Source organism: Paenibacillus sp. FSL R7-0204 (assembly GCF_038002225.1).
In the GTDB taxonomy this organism is placed as follows: Bacteria; Bacillota; Bacilli; order Paenibacillales; family Paenibacillaceae; genus Paenibacillus_AQ.
The window spans coordinates 3,966,664-3,984,139 of the sequence record NZ_JBBOCA010000001.1; the positions used below are offsets into that span (position 1 = coordinate 3,966,664).

A 17,476-nucleotide genomic window follows, 5' to 3' on the forward strand; every position below is an offset into this window, starting at 1 on the left:
TGCCTCCTTAGTTAGCCTTTTATCGCGCCAGCAATCCCTTCCATATAGTACTTCTGCGTGAACAGGAACACGAGGATGATCGGCAGCACCGAGATCATGGTTCCAGCGGCAATCCAGCCGAAGTTATAGGAGAATTGCCCGTTCAGATACGTCAGGGCCGCAGCGAGCGGATATTTCTCCGGGTCGTCCAATACGACAATCGGCCACAGGAAGTTGTTCCAGAACGCCATGACCTCCAGTAATCCAATCACTGCAATCCCGGGCTTGACGAGCGGCATGACCAGTTGTATGAAGATGCGCAGCTCGGAGGCTCCGTCCATTTTACCCGAATCCCGGATGTCTGCTGGAATACCCAGAAACGTCTGCCGCATCAGGAAGATATTGAACACGGACACCGCAGCCGGAAGAACAACGCCGAAGAACGTATTGCCCAGCTGAAAAGCCTGAATCGTCAGATAATGCACAATCATAGCGGTGGCCGACGGAATAATCATAGTCGAGATCAGCAGTGTGAAGACCAGGCTCCGGCCCTTGAACCGGAAGGCCGCCAGCGGATACGCCGTCAGACAGGATAAAATAATGTTGAACACGACTCCCAGCAGCGTGATGATGACCGTATTCAGAATGTATCGCGGGAAATTCATGAAGTTCCACACCTGCACATAGTTATCTAACGCAATGAAGGTGGGCAGAATGGCCGGCGGGTTCGCAAACACGTTGCGCCCCGGCATCAGCGAGACACTGAGCAGCCACAGGAACGGACCCATCATGAACAGAGCAAGCAGGATCAGCAGAATATAAGTAATCAGAACACGCAAGCTACGCGGCATCAATAGGAATTCACCCCGCCTTTCCGGTTCAGTCTGAATACGAGTACACTAAGCGCTCCCACCATCACACTGACGATCAGCCCGAGCGCCGAGGCATAGCCGAAATTGAACTGCTCCAGCCCTTTTTGAAAAATATAGACGCTTGAGGTCAGTGTGGACGTCCCCGGTCCGCCCTTGGTCAGAATGTAGACCTCATCGAACACCCGGATCGCGCCCATCACCGAGATCAGTGTGCAGAACAGAATATGCGGGCGCAGCAGCGGCAGCGTCACATGTACAATCAGCCGCAGCGGTCCTGCACCATCCACCCTTGCAGCCTCGTACAGATCAGCCGGAATGCCCTGAAGACCGGCCAGATAGAGCATCATGTAATAGCCGAGGCCCTTCCACATTGTAATGAACATTAGAACATACAGCGCCGTGCTGTTAGTGGACAGCCAGGAGACCTGCTCACTGATAATCCCTGCCTTCAGCAGCAGGTAATTGACAACCCCGTTATTGCCGAGCAGCCAGCTCCAGATCAGCGCCACCGCGACCATCGAGGTCACGACTGGTATATAATAGGCGGCGCGGAACATTTTGACTCCAGGAATCCGGCTGTTGACCAGAATCGCCATTAAGATCGAAATGATCTGGATCACTGGCACAATCAGCACATAGACCAGTGAATTCCAGAGTGAAATCAGGAAATTATGATCCTGGAAGGCCCGGGTGAAGTTATCCAGACCTACAACATTCGTCTCTGTAATGACAGAATAATCTGTCAACGAGAGCGGTATGCCGTAAATAATCGGCCAAAAGGTAAACACCGCCAGAAACAGCAGCCCCGGCGCCATAAACGCCCATGCGCTAAAAGATTCAGACCGAAACCCCTTGTACACACGCTACACCTCCCACTCCTTCAAATAACCCGCAAATTAGGAACCCTGACTGATAATATTATTGACTTCCTTCTCTACCTTGTTTAGCGTCTCCTTGATATCCACGCCGTTCATCAGAATCTCCTGCAGTCCCCGCGCCAGCGCAGAGTTGATATCTGCGGCGCTTGGGACGCCGACCATATAATCGGTAGCCTTATCCAGACTCTGCGAGGAAGCCACCTTCGCTTCAGCTTCGAGTGAGCCGTCAGAGTCGGTGAAGAACGGATCTTGAATCGATGCCTTGCTTGACGGCAGTGTGTTGGCCACCTTGGAGAAGGCTGTCTGGTTCTCGGCATTCGTAAGGAAGGCAGCGAATTCCACCGCCTGCTGCGGGTTCTTCGACTTCTGCGGCACGACCAGATTCATCGAATTAGAGAGACGCAGGTTCGCCTTGCCTGTCGGCAGCGGGACTGCAATGGTGTTCTTGTAGACATCCGGCGCGGAGGTCTTGATGAAGTTAATGAACGTTGGACCGGACAACTGGAAGGCTACCTGCTCACCGGAGAAATACTGAATCTGCTTACTGAAATCCGCGTCCTCCTTCAGCACTACCCCTTCCTTCATCAGATCGCGCATCTGGGCGATCATCGCTTCGGCTTCCGGCGTATTGAAGGCTGCGGCCGTCTTGTCTTCATTCAGGATCGGGATGCCGTCGATCGGGAACAGCTTGGAGACCAGCTGCTGCGCATATCCCGCAGCCCCGGTCTTCTCATGAACCTGGCGGGCCCACTCTACCAGCTCCTCACGGGTCTGCGGCGGACTGGCCGGGTCGAGGCCCGCCTTCTCCACCAGCTTTTTGTTCATGAACAGCACCTCAGTGCCTGTGTACCAGGGAAGCGCGTAAGCCTGGCCGCCCAATACTGTAGAATTATAAATCCCCTCAAAATAACTCTTCGCCTGCTCATCCGTCAGGTACTCGTTCAGATTCAGCAGCGCTCCCTTACTGCCTAGCTGGCTGGCGAACTCGGTGTTCAGATTCACGACATCGGGACTCTTGCCGCTTGCTGTACTGGTCAACAGCCGCTGCGAGATTGCATCGTAGGGATAGTCCTTCCACTCCACCGTCACGCCGGGGTGACTGCTCTCATACTGGGTGATCAGATTATTGAAGTAATCGTTGAACGTAGGCTGAAGTGCAATCGTCCAGAATTCAAGCTTCACCGGCTCCGCCGCAGCCGTAGCTTCAGCGCCCGTACCGGGTTCTCCGGTGCTTCCGGCATCCGGTGTACCCTTCGTATTGCCATTTCCTCCGCAAGCCGCAAGCAGCATAGACATGGTCAGCAGCAGCGATACTGTGAAGCCCTTTCTGTTAGTTCCCACACCACATTCCCCCTCAGATTAAGTGTAAGGCGAGCACCCTTCCCGCGTCAGGATTCCTGACTTATTGCTCCCTCTTTGCATAGAGTATAGCAGAATTCGCATTTAAATAAAGTATTTTTCCTAAAATTAAATAAAAAAAGAAATAATTTTTCTTTTTTTTATTCTCAAAAAACCTCCGCCTGCACCGGAAGCGTCTTCCCGGCAGGCGGAGGCTGTATATAAAATAGAATATCCCCTTCATTATTCAGCTCCGGCCTCAGCCAGCCATTGCTTGAGCGTCTCAAGATCCCCGATCTCTCCGACCACAACTTTGCTTATCTCGCCCGCCTTATTGATGATATAAGTTGAAGGCAGTGCATTGACGCTATACGAAGCAGATATCCTTCCGGTAACATCGATAATTACGGGAAAAGAGAATTGCTGCTCCGCCATATACTCCGATACCGTCCCCTTGGATTCCCCTGCGTTCACGAACAAGATCTCGACTGGAAGCTCTGCCGATTGGCTTAGTTCATTTAACAGCGGCATTTCCCGCATACAAGGCTTGCACCAGGTAGCCCAGAAGTTAAGCAGTACGACCCGGCCCTTGTATTCGCTGAGACTCACCTTCTCTCCCTGCAAGGTTACCGCTTTGAACACTGGAGCCGAAGCGCCTGTAGTCATTCTCCCGGCAGGAGGCTGGCTGGACTGCTGAAGGTACACCCAGATTCCGGCAGCAGAGGCGGCGGCGATAATCAGCAGAGTAACGAACCGGCGCAGCTTCATCCCAGCCCCAGACTGTGGTAAAAGGCGGCGTACAGCGAACCGAATTCTGCCCGGATCTCTGCCGTAGTGCCTGCCCCCACATGCTTGCCCTGGTTCAAGAAGACAATCTGATCGGCTACCCGATCCGCAATCTCCAGCTGGTGGGTGGAAAAAAGGACCGTATGTCCCTCTTCCCGGATGTCCAGCAGCAGCTTCACGAATTCGTTCATCCAGAACGGGTCCAGCCCGTTAGTCGGCTCATCCATAATCAGGAGCGGCGGCTTCGCCAGCAGCGCTTGCGCGAACAGCACACGTTGGCGCATCCCCTTGGAGTAGGTGGTCACCAGGCTGTTGCGCTTATCCGCAAGTCCGACTAGAGCCAGCACCTCCTCTACCCGCTCTTTGCGTCTGGGAATCCGGCGCAGCGCCGCCCAGAAATTCAGCAGCTCTTCCGCAGACAGCCCGTGGCTGAACTGATAATCATCCGGCATATAGCCGATTTGCATGGAAAAGCGCTTGCGGGATTGCTTCCAGCTCAGCCCGTTCACCGTAATTTCGCCTGAAGTCGGCTGTAGAATGCCGGCTGCCATCCGCAGCACCGTGCTTTTGCCGGCGCCATTCCCGCCGCACAGGGCAAGTATGCTGCCGCCGGGAACCTGGAAGCTGATCGCTTCGACCAGTGTTTGCTGCCCAATGACCTTGGTAATCCCTTTCACCTGAATTAGCGGATTATCCACGGGAACGCCCCCTCTCCCAGATCCAATATACCGCTAAGATGGACAGCAGCACCCAGGCAGCGCAGACCCCGAGGAACAGCAGGCTGCCGCCCGGACGGCTAATCCATTCCACCCACTGATAATATTCCGGCCCCAGGACCGACCCTCCGCCCAGCTTCACCACCACGAACAGTCGCACCAGCTCAGCCGGATTAAGAATCGTCAGCACCATCAGCGCAGGCTTGATCCAGAGATACGGGAGCAGCCCGAGGCCTGCGATCAGGAACGTCGGCCAGCCGATCACCGCGAAGAACCAGACTGCCACGGAGATCGTCAAGGCCTGCCAGCGGTTGCGGGATAACGAGCCGATGAAGAGGGCAAGGGTCAGGAACAGCAAGACCAGACCTACCGAGAAGGCCAGGAACAGGAAGTAAGTATCCGCCGCAAAAGCCATGCCGAGCAGGCCGCTGACCAGCCCCATCAGCCCGTAACCAAACGCTACAATCGTCAGTAGAACAGCGGCTAGCCCAGTATATTTTCCCAGGACAAAGGATAGGGTTCCAATGGGATAGGTAGATAAGAGCTGCCAGCTTCCGTCTTCCCGTTCCGAGGTCAGTGAGAAGGAGCCCAGAAATAACGTCATCAGCGGCAACAGATACAGAATCAGGCTCAGCATGGAGCCCGTAACCGCCGTATAGCCTTCCACCGCGTTATTCGCATGGATCAGCAGCAGCCCGAGACTGAAGGTACAGAACAAGGCCAGGAAGGAATAGGCCCACGGGTTGCGGAAGCCGATCTTAAGCTCTCTGCGGGCGATATGCAGGATGTCTGCCATACTCACATATCCGTCTCTTCGGAATGCGTGCCTTCTTCTGAGCTATGCTCATCCATATGACCTTCCCCGCTCTGCATGTCCATATTCATCATATCCTTGTTCTGCTTCCATTCATGGGAAGCCAGCTCTCCGGCGGTCAGCACAGTGCCTAGCGCCTGCTCCTTCACGAATGCTTCTGCTGCCGCCTTATCCTTGAAGCTGATCACTCCATAAGCCATCGGCGTACGCAGAGAAGCGTCATAGACATAGCTCGCCTTGCTGAATTCAACCCAGCTCTTGTCGTTATAGTCGCGGACATAATCCATGCCGATCTGCTCCGTGCCGTTGCTCTTTTTCCACTCATTCATACAGCCGATATCATCGAACTTGTAATTCTTGCCGTCCTTGGTCGTTAGCTGAGTGGCAAAAGCATCATCCTTCACCTGCATATTGCAGACCACACAGATATCGACGTCTTCATTAATCGCTACCGGCTCGTATTTCTTCTGTCCGCAAGCCGCGAGGATCACCAGACTCATTGCTACCATCAAGACCAGACTCCATCGTTTCATAATCGCAGTACCCCCAAGTATATTATTGTAATTACGGATAGGAACAGCAGCAGCCAGCCCGCTACCATGACCGTGCCTTGTCCGCCTGCCGCCTGATCCGGGCTAACTGTACCTGCCTCAAGCTGCATTAGCGGCGCTGAATCGGTGGACCACCCTGCCGAACCGCCGGTGTACATATCGCTCAGGAACGTCATCCCCGGTGACTGGAAAAACAGCTGATACGCTGCATTCCCCGCAACCAATTGCTGATAGAAGGGGTTGATCGCATATTTCAGGTCGCTGACCCCATCCCCCGTGAGATCCAGTCCGCCAAAGGCGTCCCAGTAATTCCCGTTCATCTCATTGTCCCTGCTGCCTGTGGCCTGGGCCTCAATGACGTTTGCCACAAACCCGTTACGCTCAAAGCGGTTGCCCTCTGCATTCTCGAACAGCACGCCGATATAGTTGCGGAGCACCAGGTTCTGCTGCAGCTTGTTATCCGAGGATTGCTGCATGTAAATCCCCACCCGGTTGCCTTCGACCCTGTTGTTCATAATCTCTGAATTCCGCACATCGTAGAGCAGAATCCCCTGTGAATGTACATTCCGGCTCTGCTTGCGGAAGGAGTTCCCGGACACGACCACATCCGTTACACCCATCACCATCGCGCCGGTAATGTTGTATTCCCCTGTGTTGGTAGTGACCTTCGATCCATTGATATACATGCAATGGACCCCGTACCGCAGATAAGAAAGCTTGTTCTGATCCACCACCGTATTGCGGCTGTTCTCCAGATAGATACCATCCCGCAGGTAAGCGATGTTGTTGCCCCGGATCACAGCGCCGTGAGAGTTATAGAGATCGATCCCGTTGCCTCTCGTTCCCGGTGCTTCTCCCTTGGGAATGAACCAGCTTATCTTATTATCCGAGATCACCCCGCCATCGGCTTCACGCAGCAGTATTCCGTACCCTGCCGAAAGAATCACCAGCCCCTTCAGGGTGACCCTGTCTGCTTCAACGCGCACCGCTGCCGCTTCCCCGTCATTATTCTGCTGAATCTTCAGGTTCTCAAGCCTTACACCGTCTGACGCGATCAGCACCGCAGCCTGTTCGTCCTTATCCGTATGCAGCAGAATCGCCTTGCCGTTACCGTTAATCGTCACTTGCTTATCCAGCCGGACCGGACCGGAATAGGTTCCCGGAGCCAGGGTGATGAGATCTCCCTCACGGGCTGAATCAATGATGGGCTGGAGCGGAAGAGCTCCGGCGCTAATGTCTGCGCTTACAACGCGTCCATGATTGAAGGAGAAGAAGATCAGGCTTGCAATCATTAAGACAAGAACCCTGATGCCGATGGAGCAGTTATACCTTTTCTGTACAAGCATTGTTCACCCCCACTGTAGGATGGTTTCTAGTGCAAACCCGCATTAAGTGTAAATAAAAGGAATTGAAGTGCCTATAGCCCGAACTGGCTATACCGGCTGGAGTCTGTGACCATTTTGTGATTTATATCATATCCTCTGTTCTATGAACATTCGAAAAAGACACTCTTTATTTAAAGAGTGCCCATTTCCAGCTAATATAGAAGCCTTTACATGCTGCAAGACTAATCTTTTATGCGGGTGGACGGTTGAAGCTGCCGAATGAGCAATATTCCGTCATATTGTTCGCGCGGGATCATTTTCTCATCCAAAACTCCCCATGCCTTCGCTGTACGCGGGGTGTACATCCATTCCGTGGACGCGCTTAACGTGGTGTCTCTTAAGTTGATAAACTGCGCAGCGCCTGCACCTGCACCCATAATCTCTTCAAGACTTCCCTTGTCATGCGGCATAACCTGCTCCACCTTACCGTTGTTCTTATGCGCACTTCCTTCATAAGCATACAATCCGATCACATAGCCATCCTTCTTCAAGGGCCAAGGCAGCATCTCCCCCATTGTAGGATAGGGTGTGTGATCATAACCGAAGCCATTGTGCTCAGTAATCATCGTAGAATTGTTTTTACGGATATGGTAGTTGTGTCCCCACAGAATGAGCTTTTCTCCCGGATACATTGTGTTAGCAAGCCATGCTACATTCCCAGCCATTACGCGGTCCCGCTGATAGCTCCCCTGCTTCACCTGATTCTCCTGGTCTACACCCGCCAGCAGCTTAACAATATGAGGATGGTAATACTCCAGCATATCTATCCGGTTCTGAAGCACACGCTCAAGGGTCTGGACCAGCTTGGACTGATTAGGATGAACTGTGCTTAATGCTGCTGCATGATCCTTCACGAAGGTCTGGAAAATCATATATTTGCGCTTGATTGCCTCCTTCTGGGCGGTATACTCTCCGATATCATCAATCATATTAAGCTTCACATACCATTCTTCCGTCTGGGCAAATGCTTGGGCTTTGGCAGCATCCACCCCGGAGAACCATTGTTCAACAAATGTAATGAAAGAATCGGTAACGGCTTGGGAGTCAAATCCGGTCAGTATGAGCGGATGATCTGTACGGTTCTGCTCCGCTATGTACTCGAACAACGGCAGATTCTCTTCCACCTGCCATACGCCGTAGACGGAATTCTCCATCAGCTGTTGCGGCTTTAGCACCTTAACCTGTGTATATGCTGCGGCTGCATCCGCCAGATTGGACTCGAAGGCGATGACGTTATAGTTCAGCTTTTCATGCAGATACTTAATTAGCCTTACCTTCACCAAATTATATTCGGCTGCCCCATGCGAGGCCTCGCCCAAGCTCACGATCCGTTTATCCGCCAGAATCGGCTGAAGAAACGCCAGGTCGGAATAGGTGTCGCCCTGCTCCGGCTTAATGGTTGTAATGGTGTTCGCAGTGGCCCGGATGCTGTCCTTCCAGGCGGCTTCTGCGGACAACATGCTTCTAACGTCAGTTCCCGGCACTCCTTCTGCATGTACAGTTCCCCTGACGGCCATTAGAGTAATACTGCACAACACGGCGGACAATACGGCTTTTTGAAGCAATGGATTCATAATGATAACCCTCCCTTTGTATATGAAATCAGCTTAACAAGGGAAGGTTAAAACGAGCGTGGTGTCCTGTTTAAAATTAGGTTAAAGCCAGCCTGCTTATTGTCCAATCGCTTTGAACGACTCGGTCTGGCGGGTAATTCCCTGCTCCGCTGCGAAGCGCTCGATGCTTGATGCGCCGAAGAATCCGTTGATGCCCTTCGTCCGCTGAATGACATAAGCCGCATCCTCCGGCTCGGCAATCGGGCCGCCGTGGCAGATAATCATTATCTCCGGGTTGACCGCCCGTCCGGCTTCGATAATCGCTTCAATACGCTCCACACAATCGTCCAGCGTCAACGCGGTAACTGCGCCGATGGTGCCCTTGGTGGTGAGACCCATGTGGGCGACCAGAATATCTGCGCCTGCTTCTGCCATTGCCCGCGCTTGTTCAGGATCAAATACATACGGGGTAGTCAGCATATCCAGCTCATGGGCGGTACGGATCATTTCTACCTCCAGGCCGTAGCCCATCCCGGTCTCCTCCAGATTCTGGCGGAAGACGCCATCGATCAGACCCACTGTAGGGAAATTCTGCACACCGCTGAAGCCCTGCTCCTTCAGCTGCTTCAGGAATACCTCCATCACCCGGAACGGATCGGTGCCGCATACCCCTGCCAGAACGGGCGTATCCTTGACCACAGGCAGCACCTCCGAGCCCATCTCCACCACAATCTGATTGGCGTCGCCATACGACAGCAAGCCTGCCAGTGAACCGCGTCCTGCCATTCTGTAACGGCCGGAATTATACACAATCAGCATATCCGCTCCGCCTGCTTCACTGCTCTTGGCGGTAATCCCCGTGCCTGCCCCGACACCAAGAAGAATCTTGCCCGCCTCTACCTCTTGCTTGAATCTATCCATAATCTCAGCTCTGGTCTGTTTATTCATTAGTAGCTCCTCCTTATTGTGGGGTTGAGGCCTTCGCGGCCTGCATGAGGTCAATCAGCTTCCGGGCTGCCGCCTCGGCAAAGGCCGGATCATTAATCGCCAGGTCCATTTCAATCAGTTCCACTCTTGAGCGGTCCACCTGCCGGCGCAGGGTATCGAACAGCATCCGGTCCTCCTCAGGGCCGTAGAAGGGCTGTCCCTCCACATCAATGGCTGAAATGCCGCCAAGCGGCAGCATCAGCACCGTGCTCTCTGTCGCCATATTGAGCTTCTCGGCCAGTTTTCTGCCGATCTGTTCATTCTCCTCCACGGTCGTCCGCATCAGAGTGACGGTGGGATTATGCTGATAGAACTTATGATCCTTGAACTTCTCCGGTACAGTATCCGCCGGGCCGAAGTTGCACATGTCCAGGGCGCCCACCGAGACGACCTGCGGAATACGGTTGCGGCCTGCCGCCTCCAGGCGGTGCGGCCCTGCATTCAAGACGCCGCCGATCAGCTCATCTGCCCATTCGGTGGTGGTTAAGTCCAGCACCCCTTCAATGAAACCGGCCTCGATCAGGGCTTCCATCGACTGTCCGCCAATGCCGGTGGCATGGAATACCAGCACCTCGTAGCCGCGTTCCTCCAGGTATTTGCGCGCTTCGGTCACACACGGCGTGGTCACTCCGAACATGGTGGCTGCTACCAGCGGCTTTTTCTCCGGTTCATAGTCTGCTTCGAACAGGAGCATGCCCGCGATGGCAAACATCGCATTGCTGAAGATCCTGGTCGAGATCGAATTGAGGCCTGAGACATCCACCACAGACGGAATCATCATAATATCGCTGGTCCCGACATAGGGAGCCGTATTTCCTGATGCTACTGTCGATACCAGCACCTTCGGTACGCCAATTGGCAAGGCTCTCATCGCAGGGGCAACCAGAGAAGTTCCGCCGGTGCCCCCGAAGGATATGATACCGTCAAATTTCCCCTCCTGGTATAACCGGGGAACGAGCTGCTCCAGTCCCTTAGACAACACTTCTGTAGCTAACGCCCGGTCCTTCTTCGCAGCAAGCTCGTCCAGCTCTATCCCTGCGGCGGAAGCGACCTCCCGGTTCGACACATCGGGAAGGAAGGCTGGCTCGAATACTCCGGTATGGATCATCAGGGCTCTGAGACCCAGCTCCTCTGCAAGCTTCTTGATGTACAGATACTCCTCACCCTTCGTATCAAACGTTCCAGCTATAGCGATCGTCTTCATTAAGTGGCCTCCTCGTATACGAATCATAGATTCATCATACCGGGCATGTTCATGGATGAAAACGCTTTTATGTCCTATGTTTTTGTGTTTAGGTTAGATTTGTACTGCTTGGGCGAGCAGCCCATCAGCTTTTTGAACATTCTGCTGAACTGGGCATAGTCGGGGTAGCCGACCATGGCGGACACCTCGGATAATTGCAGGTGCGGGGCCTGGAGCAGAATGGCGGCCTTTTGAATACGGAAGCCGATCAGATAGCTCTGGAAGCTGCAGCCCACTTCCTTTTTGAACAAGCTGCTCAAATAACTGCGCGAGACATGAGCCACCTTGGCCAGATCCGCGAACACCACTTCCTCGCTGTAGTTCTGGGCGACATATTCTTTGACGAATTCTACGTAATCATAATGCCGGGTGATGCCGCTGAGCATTTTGACCACGAGATCATCCTCATCCAGCTTGCCCAGGCGCTTGAAATCGCGGGTAATGGCCGTAATCGACTTCTCGGAGGGAATCCGTTCAAAGGCAGAGCCGCCAATGTAGCCCATAATCTCCATGTTGCTGCTGTACATGTACTGAACATCAACCGGAGTCTTGACCGGACCGCCGTAGATCATTCGGATCACCTCCGGCTTAACCTCACCGCAGGCAGTAAGAATGCGCAGCGCCTTCGCCTTGGCAGCTTCCAGCGAGACCACCTTCCGCGCCCCCAGCAATCCGCCTACGGTCAGGCCGAGATGCACACAGATCACATCTGCCCCCGCTTCAGCCATCTGGACTGCTTGGGATTCGTCGAAGACGAAGGCCACCGTGAACAACCCCTGCTGATGAGCCAGACGTATAGCCTCCACCTCCCTGTCATAGCTGATGCCCTCCTCCTCCAGTGCCTCTCTGAACCCCCCGTCGATCAGGCCGACCGTCGGATAATTATTCACTCCAGCGAAGCCTCTGGCCTTGATCTCTTCTATATATAGGGACATCTCTCTCGTTGGATCATTCGCATTCAGCCCAAACAGCACCGGAGTGTCTCTCACCAGCGGCACAATCTCCTTCGAGGCAAAATCCATCACCATCTCATTGCTGTTGCAGAAGGGCAGGAACCCCGCCAGCGAGCTTCTCCCCATCTGCCGGAACTTGCCCGAGTTCAGCATAAGAATGAAGTCTGCTCCGCTGTCAGCGGCAACCTTGGCTGTAATTCCTGTGCCTGTCGAGACGCCGATGATGTGGTTGCCTTCGCGCAGCTCTGACTGAAGCCGCTCCAGTATGGCTGTTCTGTTCAAGTCTCATCCCTTCTCTCTGCAACGCTCTTCTCCTGTCCATCTTACCACGGCCACCAATCTGACAGAATCAACAGAATATACACAAGCATGATTCCCCCCGCAGCAATATCGATACGCGAGAAGCGGAGCATTCTGAACGAGGTCCGGCCCCGCCCGTTCCCGTAAGCTCTAGCCTCTAGGGTCATGGCGAGCTGCTCCGCCCGGCTGATCGTGGTCGCCAGCAGCGGGATGACTAACCGCAGACAGGCCTGAAGCCGCTGGCGGCCTTGGAGAGACCCGATCTCTAGTCCTCTGGCCCTCTGTGCCATAAGAATGCGGTCCAGCTCCTGGCTGATAGCCGGAATGAAACGGACCGCCAGCATGACCATCAGGGCGAAGGCTTCGACCGGAATCCCCAGGCGGGCGAGCGGCTTGCACATTACTTCCAGGCCTTTGGCCAAATCCAGCGGCTTCGTGGTCACCGTCAGGACCAGCGCAAACGCGACCGGCAGCAGAATGCGCCAGAGGCTGAAGACTTCCTTTATGATGCCGTCCTGACCCCGGTTGAACAGAAGATGATAGATGAGCGGCAGCAGCAGGAACAAAAGCACCGGACGCAGGGCTCTAAGGTATAAGTACAGCGGGAGGCGGGATAACCGCATGGAACCGAGCGCAAGTACAGTCGCTGCCCAATATCCACTGGGGACTTTAAGCTGCATACAGCACAGGGTGAAGCCAACGACGCATAGCAGCTTCGTCCGCGGATCAAGCCGGTGCAGCACAGAATCTGAATGGACGTACTGCCCCCAACCGGTTGTACTGTTCATGACCGCTTGCCTTTGCCGTGCCAGACTGCCCTAACCCGTTCCATAATATCAGCTTCCCGGCAGCTTGCAGGCTCCAGCCGCTGCCGGGATAATTGCTCCATGAGCCTTAAGAGCTGTATAGGTTCGGGTAGAGGCAGCCCTGCCTGCTCCATCTTCTCCTGGCCTTTTAAGAATAATTCGTTAACCTCGTAATGGCCCAAGAGCCGTCCTTCATGCAAAAGAATGACCTCATCCGAATATTCGGCTACATCCTCCAGTTGATGTGAGATGAACAGCACCGTCCGCCCGTTCTCCTCCTGCCATCGTCTAATACGGCTAAGCAGTCCCTTTCTGCTTGCGGGATCAAGCCCTGCCGCCGGCTCATCCAGAATCAGCAGCTCCGGGTCCGCAATCAGCACAGAAGCAATCGCCACCCGCCGCTTCAGCCCCCCGCTGAGCTGGAACGGATTCTGCGGAAGAAGCGCAGCGGGTATCCCCGTCTGTTCCATAACCGCATGAATTGCTTGGTCAACGCTTGTTCCGGGTGCCCCCTGCATGGTGAGCGCAAATGCCAGTTCCTGCTCCACTGTCGCCGCAAAGAGCTGCTGTTCAGGATACTGAAAAACATAGCCGATCTGCGGAACCACCTTCAGCCTGCCGTGGCGGTCTCTTGGCATAGGTTGTCCATTCTGTATGTACTCCCCTTTATTGAAGGGAACCAGCCCTTTGACCACCTTGGCAAACGTAGACTTTCCGGCTCCGCTCCGGCCGATCAGCGAGATCCACTTCCCCTCCTGCAGATGGCAGCTTACCGACTGCAGAATATCCCGGCCGTCCAGCCTTACACTTACATCTGTTAACGTGTAGCCCATAGCTGCTCTATTGTCTCCTTCCAGTCCGCCCTTACGGGTACTTCCAGTCCTAAGGCTTGATACAATCTGGCGGCAAAAGGAAGCTCCAGCGGCTGCCCGGCGATAGTGTCTTTGCTGAACAAGCGGGAAGGCGGACCGTCATAGGCTAACTTCCCGTGGCACAGCAGCAGAACGCGGTCAGCGGCCAGCGCCTCATCCATATGATGGGTGAGGTGGATGATCGTCAGTCCTTGCCGGTGCAGGCTATGCAGGATCTGAAGAAGCTCCTGCCTCCCCTGCGGATCGAGCATAGATGTCGCTTCATCCAGGATCAGAATCTCCGGCTGCATGGCAATAACGGCCGCCACGGCAACCCGCTGCTTCTGGCCGCCCGACAACTGGTGCGGTGCAGTGTCTGCGTAAGCTTCCATCTGCACAGCCCGCAGAGCAGCGCCTGCCCGGCGGCCCATCTCTTCTCTCGGGACCCGCAGATTCTCCAGTCCAAACAACACTTCATCCAGCACCGAGGCCGTAATGAACTGATCATCCGGGTTCTGGAAGACGAGTCCGGCCCGTTCGCGGATGCTTACGAGATTCTGGCGGTTCAAGGTACTCAGCGCTCCCAGCCTCACCTCTCCTGCTCTTGGCAGCAGCAATCCGTTCATCAGCTTGGCAGCTGTTGATTTACCGCTGCCGTTCGCCCCGATGACGGCCACGAATTCGCCGGTTTGAATCCCGAAGCTAAGCTGACGGAGTACCGTCTCCCCCTGCCGGTAATCATAATCCACCCTGTCAAAAATCAGCATCGGTGCGGCTCCTTTCTGTTCTATCCTTCACGATCAATCTAGTTCATCAGCGTTGTATACCCTCTACAAGTACAGCCAGCCCCATTCCGCCGCCGATGCCAAGGGTGGCCAGCCCTCTGCGATAGGGGTGATACAGCATCTCCGCGTATAAGCGCGTCATCAGAATTGCACCCGATGCTCCATAAGGGTGGCCCAGCGCAAGCGCGCCTCCCCCAAGGTTGACCTTATCCGGCGGAAGCTGAAGCTCTTGCAGCGAAGCCAATACCTGCGAGGCAAAGGCTTCATTAAATTCAACAATATCCAGCTCATCCATGTGAAGGCGCTGACGGTACAGCAGCCTGCGAACCGCCGGGACCGGCCCCATGCCCGGATAATGCGGGTCTACTCCAGAGGCTTGCGAGTCTACGAAGCGGAGAACCGGAGTCAGGTTCAGCCGGTCGCATAGGTCCCGGGACATCATAAGCACAAGTGCTGCGCCATCGTTAAGGGGGCAAGCATTGCCGGCAGTGACTGTTCCTCCTTCCGTAAAAGCAGGCGCCAGTCTGCCCAGCTTCAAGAGGCTTGTATCCGGCCTCGGGCATTCATCGCCCGTGACGATGAAGCCGTCACTGGCTACAGGCACAAGCTCTCCTGCGAATCTGCCTGTGCGCTGGGCCTTCACGGCCTTCATATGGCTCTCCAGCGCATAGCGGTCCTGTGCCTCCCGGGAAATACCGTATTTCTTCGCTGTATACTCTGCAGCCAGCCCCATATCAGGATCGCCAAGCGCGGAGGGTGTGAACGCTGCACGGGTATACAGCTTAGGCGTACCGCTGAGCGTCTCCGGCCTTAGCATCCGCCAGGGGGCCCGGCTGGTGCTCTCAACCCCGCCTGCCAGGAAGAGCTCACCCGCCCCGCTCTGGATCAGGCGGGCGGCCAAAATAATGGCTTCAAGCCCTGAGCCGCATTGCCGGTCGACGGTGACCCCGGGAACCGTCTCGGGAAGTCCGGCTTCAAGCACCGACTTGCGTGCGATATTCCCGCCGGGTCCGACTACATTGCCAATGATGACATCGTCAATCCATTCGGGAGGCAGACGGGCCTCATGGACCAACTGCTGAATCAGCGGAGCCAGCAGCTGCTCGGGTTCCAGCGTACTGAGCTGCCCGCCGATTCTGCCGACCGGTGTCCGCTTGGCCAGAACCATCACCGCCTCCTTCATTCCAACCCCGCTTCCGCCAGGCTCTTCATGAGCTGGCGGGCGATTTTGCCGGAGCCGGTGTAGGTGAATGACTCCACGCTGATCAGCTGCCGAGGCAGCTTATAGCTTGCCAGATCCGAATTGCAGTAGCTACGGATCTCTTCCAGCGTAAGCCGCTGCGGGCTGCTCCATGCAATGAGCGCTGTGACCTGCTCTCCCCAGCGCTCATCCGGGAGGCCGCATACCATCACTTCCCGGATCGCCGGGTGGCGGAGCAGCACCGCCTCCACCTCTTCGGGGAACACCTTCAGTCCCCCGCTCTTGATCATGCTGCCTGCGCGTCCGGTCAGGCGCAGCTGCCCCTCCTCATCCAGCACAACATAATCGCCTGTCCGCAGCCAGCCTTCCCGGAATACCCGCGCCGTCTCTTCCGGCAGGAGATGATATCCGGCGAAGATCATATCGCTGCGGATATACAGCTCGCCCACCGTACCCGGAGGAACCTCACGGAACTGTTCATCGCAGATCAATAGCTCTACCCCGCTGAACGGCCGGCCCAGAGCGTCAGGCAGCTCGGTTCCGGTCAGCTCCTGATAACTGATATAACTGGCTTCAGATGAGCCGTAATACTCATAGAGCTTCGCTCCCTTGAACCTCTCACGGCATCTCTGTGCGGAAGCCATAGGCCATTTGCCGCCCGAGCTGATTAAGGCCTGCACGGACACCTCGGCATTGCTTGACTCCGCTTGGCGTAATAACGCCTCGGTCATGGCGGGCACAACGAACAGAATCATATCCGGTACACGGGAGCATAGGGTGAGTGCGCGCTCTGCATCGAATTCCGGAAGGAGATGGAACGTGGCCCTGCTGTAGAGAGATTGCAGCAGGGAGAACAGCGACAGGGAGTGGACTAAGGGTCCGGGCGCAAGCACATGCTGCATCTGATGCAGGCCGAAGGCCTGCTCTGTCGCCGCGAAGCTCATTACCCAGGATTGATGGGTTCGCATATAGCCCTTGGGTGCCCCGGTCGTCCCTGATGTGTATCCGATGAACAGCAGTTCAGGGTTCTTCACTGCGGCCGCCTCCGGCCCGAAGCCAGTCAGCCACTCCCTGTAGCTGCCGGTTGACGGCCCGATGTCAAAGACTAACCGGATCATTCCGCAGAAGCTGCTGCCTGCGAGCTTCGCAGCATATTGCGCTTCACTAACGATCAGCCCGGGTTTACACTGCCGGATGACCTGCTCCAGAACGGATTGCGGCCAGTTCGGGTCCAGCAGCACCGGGGCGCAGCCTGCATAGATGGCGCCAAGCAGAAACTCGGAGAATTCTATGCGGTTGCCGCTTAAGATAGCGATGGGCTGCGTCGTATGACCGCCATGACGCAAGCCGCCTGCAACCTGCCGTACACGCTCCGCAAGCTCTGCGTATGTAAACTCTTCCTGCCCGTCCGATATCGCGATGCGGTGCGGGACCTGCTGTGCGCGTTCCAGAATAAGTTCGGCCAGATTCATCGCTGC

General features: G+C 55.3%; 17 protein-coding genes. All 17 read right to left on the bottom strand.

Annotated elements, in window-relative coordinates; genetic code table 11:
• Positions 1-11: 11 nt before the first annotated feature.
• Positions 12-830: a carbohydrate ABC transporter permease gene (locus MKX42_RS17530; protein ID WP_340753612.1), complete on the bottom strand. Its 819-nt coding sequence runs from the start codon at positions 828-830 to the stop codon at positions 12-14.
• A complete protein-coding gene (locus tag MKX42_RS17535) occupies positions 830-1,711 on the bottom strand; it encodes a carbohydrate ABC transporter permease (protein ID WP_340753613.1) in 882 nt (293 codons plus the stop codon). Before MKX42_RS17535 ends, MKX42_RS17530 begins: the two co-directional genes overlap by 1 nt.
• Positions 1,712-1,747: 36 nt before the next feature.
• Complete coding sequence (locus MKX42_RS17540; RefSeq protein WP_340753614.1) at positions 1,748-3,070, bottom strand: ABC transporter substrate-binding protein; 1,323 nt, start codon at positions 3,068-3,070, stop codon at positions 1,748-1,750.
• Positions 3,071-3,310: 240 nt separating this feature from the next.
• Positions 3,311-3,835: a TlpA family protein disulfide reductase gene (locus tag MKX42_RS17545; protein ID WP_340753615.1), complete on the bottom strand. Its 525-nt coding sequence runs from the start codon at positions 3,833-3,835 to the stop codon at positions 3,311-3,313.
• Entirely contained in the window at positions 3,832-4,551 is a 720-nt protein-coding gene (locus MKX42_RS17550; RefSeq protein WP_340753616.1) for an ABC transporter ATP-binding protein, read from the bottom strand. Before MKX42_RS17550 ends, MKX42_RS17545 begins: the two co-directional genes overlap by 4 nt.
• The gene (locus tag MKX42_RS17555) at positions 4,544-5,365 is read right to left on the bottom strand and encodes an ABC transporter permease (RefSeq protein WP_340757718.1); all 822 of its coding nucleotides are present in this window, start codon (positions 5,363-5,365) and stop codon (positions 4,544-4,546) included. The genes MKX42_RS17550 and MKX42_RS17555 overlap by 8 nt, the downstream gene beginning before the upstream one ends.
• Before the next feature lie 2 nt (positions 5,366-5,367).
• Complete coding sequence (locus tag MKX42_RS17560; protein WP_340753617.1) at positions 5,368-5,916, bottom strand: nitrous oxide reductase accessory protein NosL; 549 nt, start codon at positions 5,914-5,916, stop codon at positions 5,368-5,370.
• The gene (locus tag MKX42_RS17565; RefSeq protein WP_340753618.1) at positions 5,913-7,280 is read right to left on the bottom strand and encodes a right-handed parallel beta-helix repeat-containing protein; all 1,368 of its coding nucleotides are present in this window, start codon (positions 7,278-7,280) and stop codon (positions 5,913-5,915) included. The genes MKX42_RS17560 and MKX42_RS17565 overlap by 4 nt, the downstream gene beginning before the upstream one ends.
• Before the next feature lie 221 nt (positions 7,281-7,501).
• Positions 7,502-8,893 (bottom strand): erythromycin esterase family protein, encoded by a 1,392-nt coding sequence (locus MKX42_RS17570; RefSeq protein ID WP_340753619.1) that lies wholly within the window; start codon positions 8,891-8,893, stop codon positions 7,502-7,504.
• Between the two features lie 96 nt (positions 8,894-8,989).
• Entirely contained in the window at positions 8,990-9,820 is an 831-nt protein-coding gene (locus tag MKX42_RS17575; RefSeq protein WP_340753620.1) for a phosphoenolpyruvate hydrolase family protein, read from the bottom strand.
• A gap of 13 nt (positions 9,821-9,833) precedes the next feature.
• On the bottom strand, positions 9,834-11,063 hold the full coding sequence (locus MKX42_RS17580) for a Tm-1-like ATP-binding domain-containing protein (protein ID WP_340753621.1): 1,230 nt from the start codon (positions 11,061-11,063) through the stop codon (positions 9,834-9,836).
• A gap of 74 nt (positions 11,064-11,137) precedes the next feature.
• On the bottom strand, positions 11,138-12,337 hold the full coding sequence (locus tag MKX42_RS17585; RefSeq protein WP_340753622.1) for a phosphoenolpyruvate hydrolase family protein: 1,200 nt from the start codon (positions 12,335-12,337) through the stop codon (positions 11,138-11,140).
• 41 nt (positions 12,338-12,378) lie between these two features.
• Positions 12,379-13,143, bottom strand: a complete 765-nt coding sequence (locus MKX42_RS17590; protein WP_340753623.1) for an energy-coupling factor transporter transmembrane component T family protein — start codon at positions 13,141-13,143, stop codon at positions 12,379-12,381.
• Entirely contained in the window at positions 13,140-13,994 is an 855-nt protein-coding gene (locus MKX42_RS17595; RefSeq protein ID WP_340753624.1) for an ATP-binding cassette domain-containing protein, read from the bottom strand. The genes MKX42_RS17590 and MKX42_RS17595 overlap by 4 nt, the downstream gene beginning before the upstream one ends.
• Complete coding sequence (locus MKX42_RS17600) at positions 13,979-14,779, bottom strand: ATP-binding cassette domain-containing protein (RefSeq protein WP_340753625.1); 801 nt, start codon at positions 14,777-14,779, stop codon at positions 13,979-13,981. Before MKX42_RS17600 ends, MKX42_RS17595 begins: the two co-directional genes overlap by 16 nt.
• A gap of 46 nt (positions 14,780-14,825) precedes the next feature.
• Positions 14,826-15,980 carry a thiolase family protein gene (locus MKX42_RS17605; RefSeq protein WP_340753626.1) on the bottom strand — a complete coding sequence of 385 codons (1,155 nt, stop codon included), beginning with the start codon at positions 15,978-15,980 and terminating at the stop codon, positions 14,826-14,828.
• Positions 15,977-17,470, bottom strand: coding sequence for a class I adenylate-forming enzyme family protein (locus MKX42_RS17610; protein ID WP_340753627.1), 1,494 nt, complete (start codon positions 17,468-17,470; stop codon positions 15,977-15,979). The genes MKX42_RS17605 and MKX42_RS17610 overlap by 4 nt, the downstream gene beginning before the upstream one ends.
• Between the last annotated feature and the right edge of the window lie 6 nt (positions 17,471-17,476).

Excerpts from the sequence above, each read along its gene's own strand:
- MKX42_RS17530 (WP_340753612.1), bottom strand. The coding sequence starts at position 830 with ATGCCGCGTAGCTTGCGTGTTCTGATTACTTATATTCTGCTGATCCTG.
- MKX42_RS17545 (WP_340753615.1), bottom strand. The coding sequence starts at position 3,835 with ATGAAGCTGCGCCGGTTCGTTACTCTGCTGATTATCGCCGCCGCCTCT.
- MKX42_RS17555 (WP_340757718.1), bottom strand. The coding sequence starts at position 5,365 with ATGGCAGACATCCTGCATATCGCCCGCAGAGAGCTTAAGATCGGCTTC.
- MKX42_RS17560 (WP_340753617.1), bottom strand. The coding sequence starts at position 5,916 with ATGAAACGATGGAGTCTGGTCTTGATGGTAGCAATGAGTCTGGTGATC.
- MKX42_RS17565 (WP_340753618.1), bottom strand. The coding sequence starts at position 7,280 with ATGCTTGTACAGAAAAGGTATAACTGCTCCATCGGCATCAGGGTTCTT.
- MKX42_RS17570 (WP_340753619.1), bottom strand. The coding sequence starts at position 8,893 with ATGAATCCATTGCTTCAAAAAGCCGTATTGTCCGCCGTGTTGTGCAGT.
- MKX42_RS17575 (WP_340753620.1), bottom strand. The coding sequence starts at position 9,820 with ATGAATAAACAGACCAGAGCTGAGATTATGGATAGATTCAAGCAAGAG.
- MKX42_RS17580 (WP_340753621.1), bottom strand. The coding sequence starts at position 11,063 with ATGAAGACGATCGCTATAGCTGGAACGTTTGATACGAAGGGTGAGGAG.
- MKX42_RS17590 (WP_340753623.1), bottom strand. The coding sequence starts at position 13,143 with ATGAACAGTACAACCGGTTGGGGGCAGTACGTCCATTCAGATTCTGTG.
- MKX42_RS17595 (WP_340753624.1), bottom strand. The coding sequence starts at position 13,994 with ATGGGCTACACGTTAACAGATGTAAGTGTAAGGCTGGACGGCCGGGAT.
- MKX42_RS17600 (WP_340753625.1), bottom strand. The coding sequence starts at position 14,779 with ATGCTGATTTTTGACAGGGTGGATTATGATTACCGGCAGGGGGAGACG.
- MKX42_RS17605 (WP_340753626.1), bottom strand. The coding sequence starts at position 15,980 with ATGAAGGAGGCGGTGATGGTTCTGGCCAAGCGGACACCGGTCGGCAGA.
- MKX42_RS17610 (WP_340753627.1), bottom strand. The coding sequence starts at position 17,470 with ATGAATCTGGCCGAACTTATTCTGGAACGCGCACAGCAGGTCCCGCAC.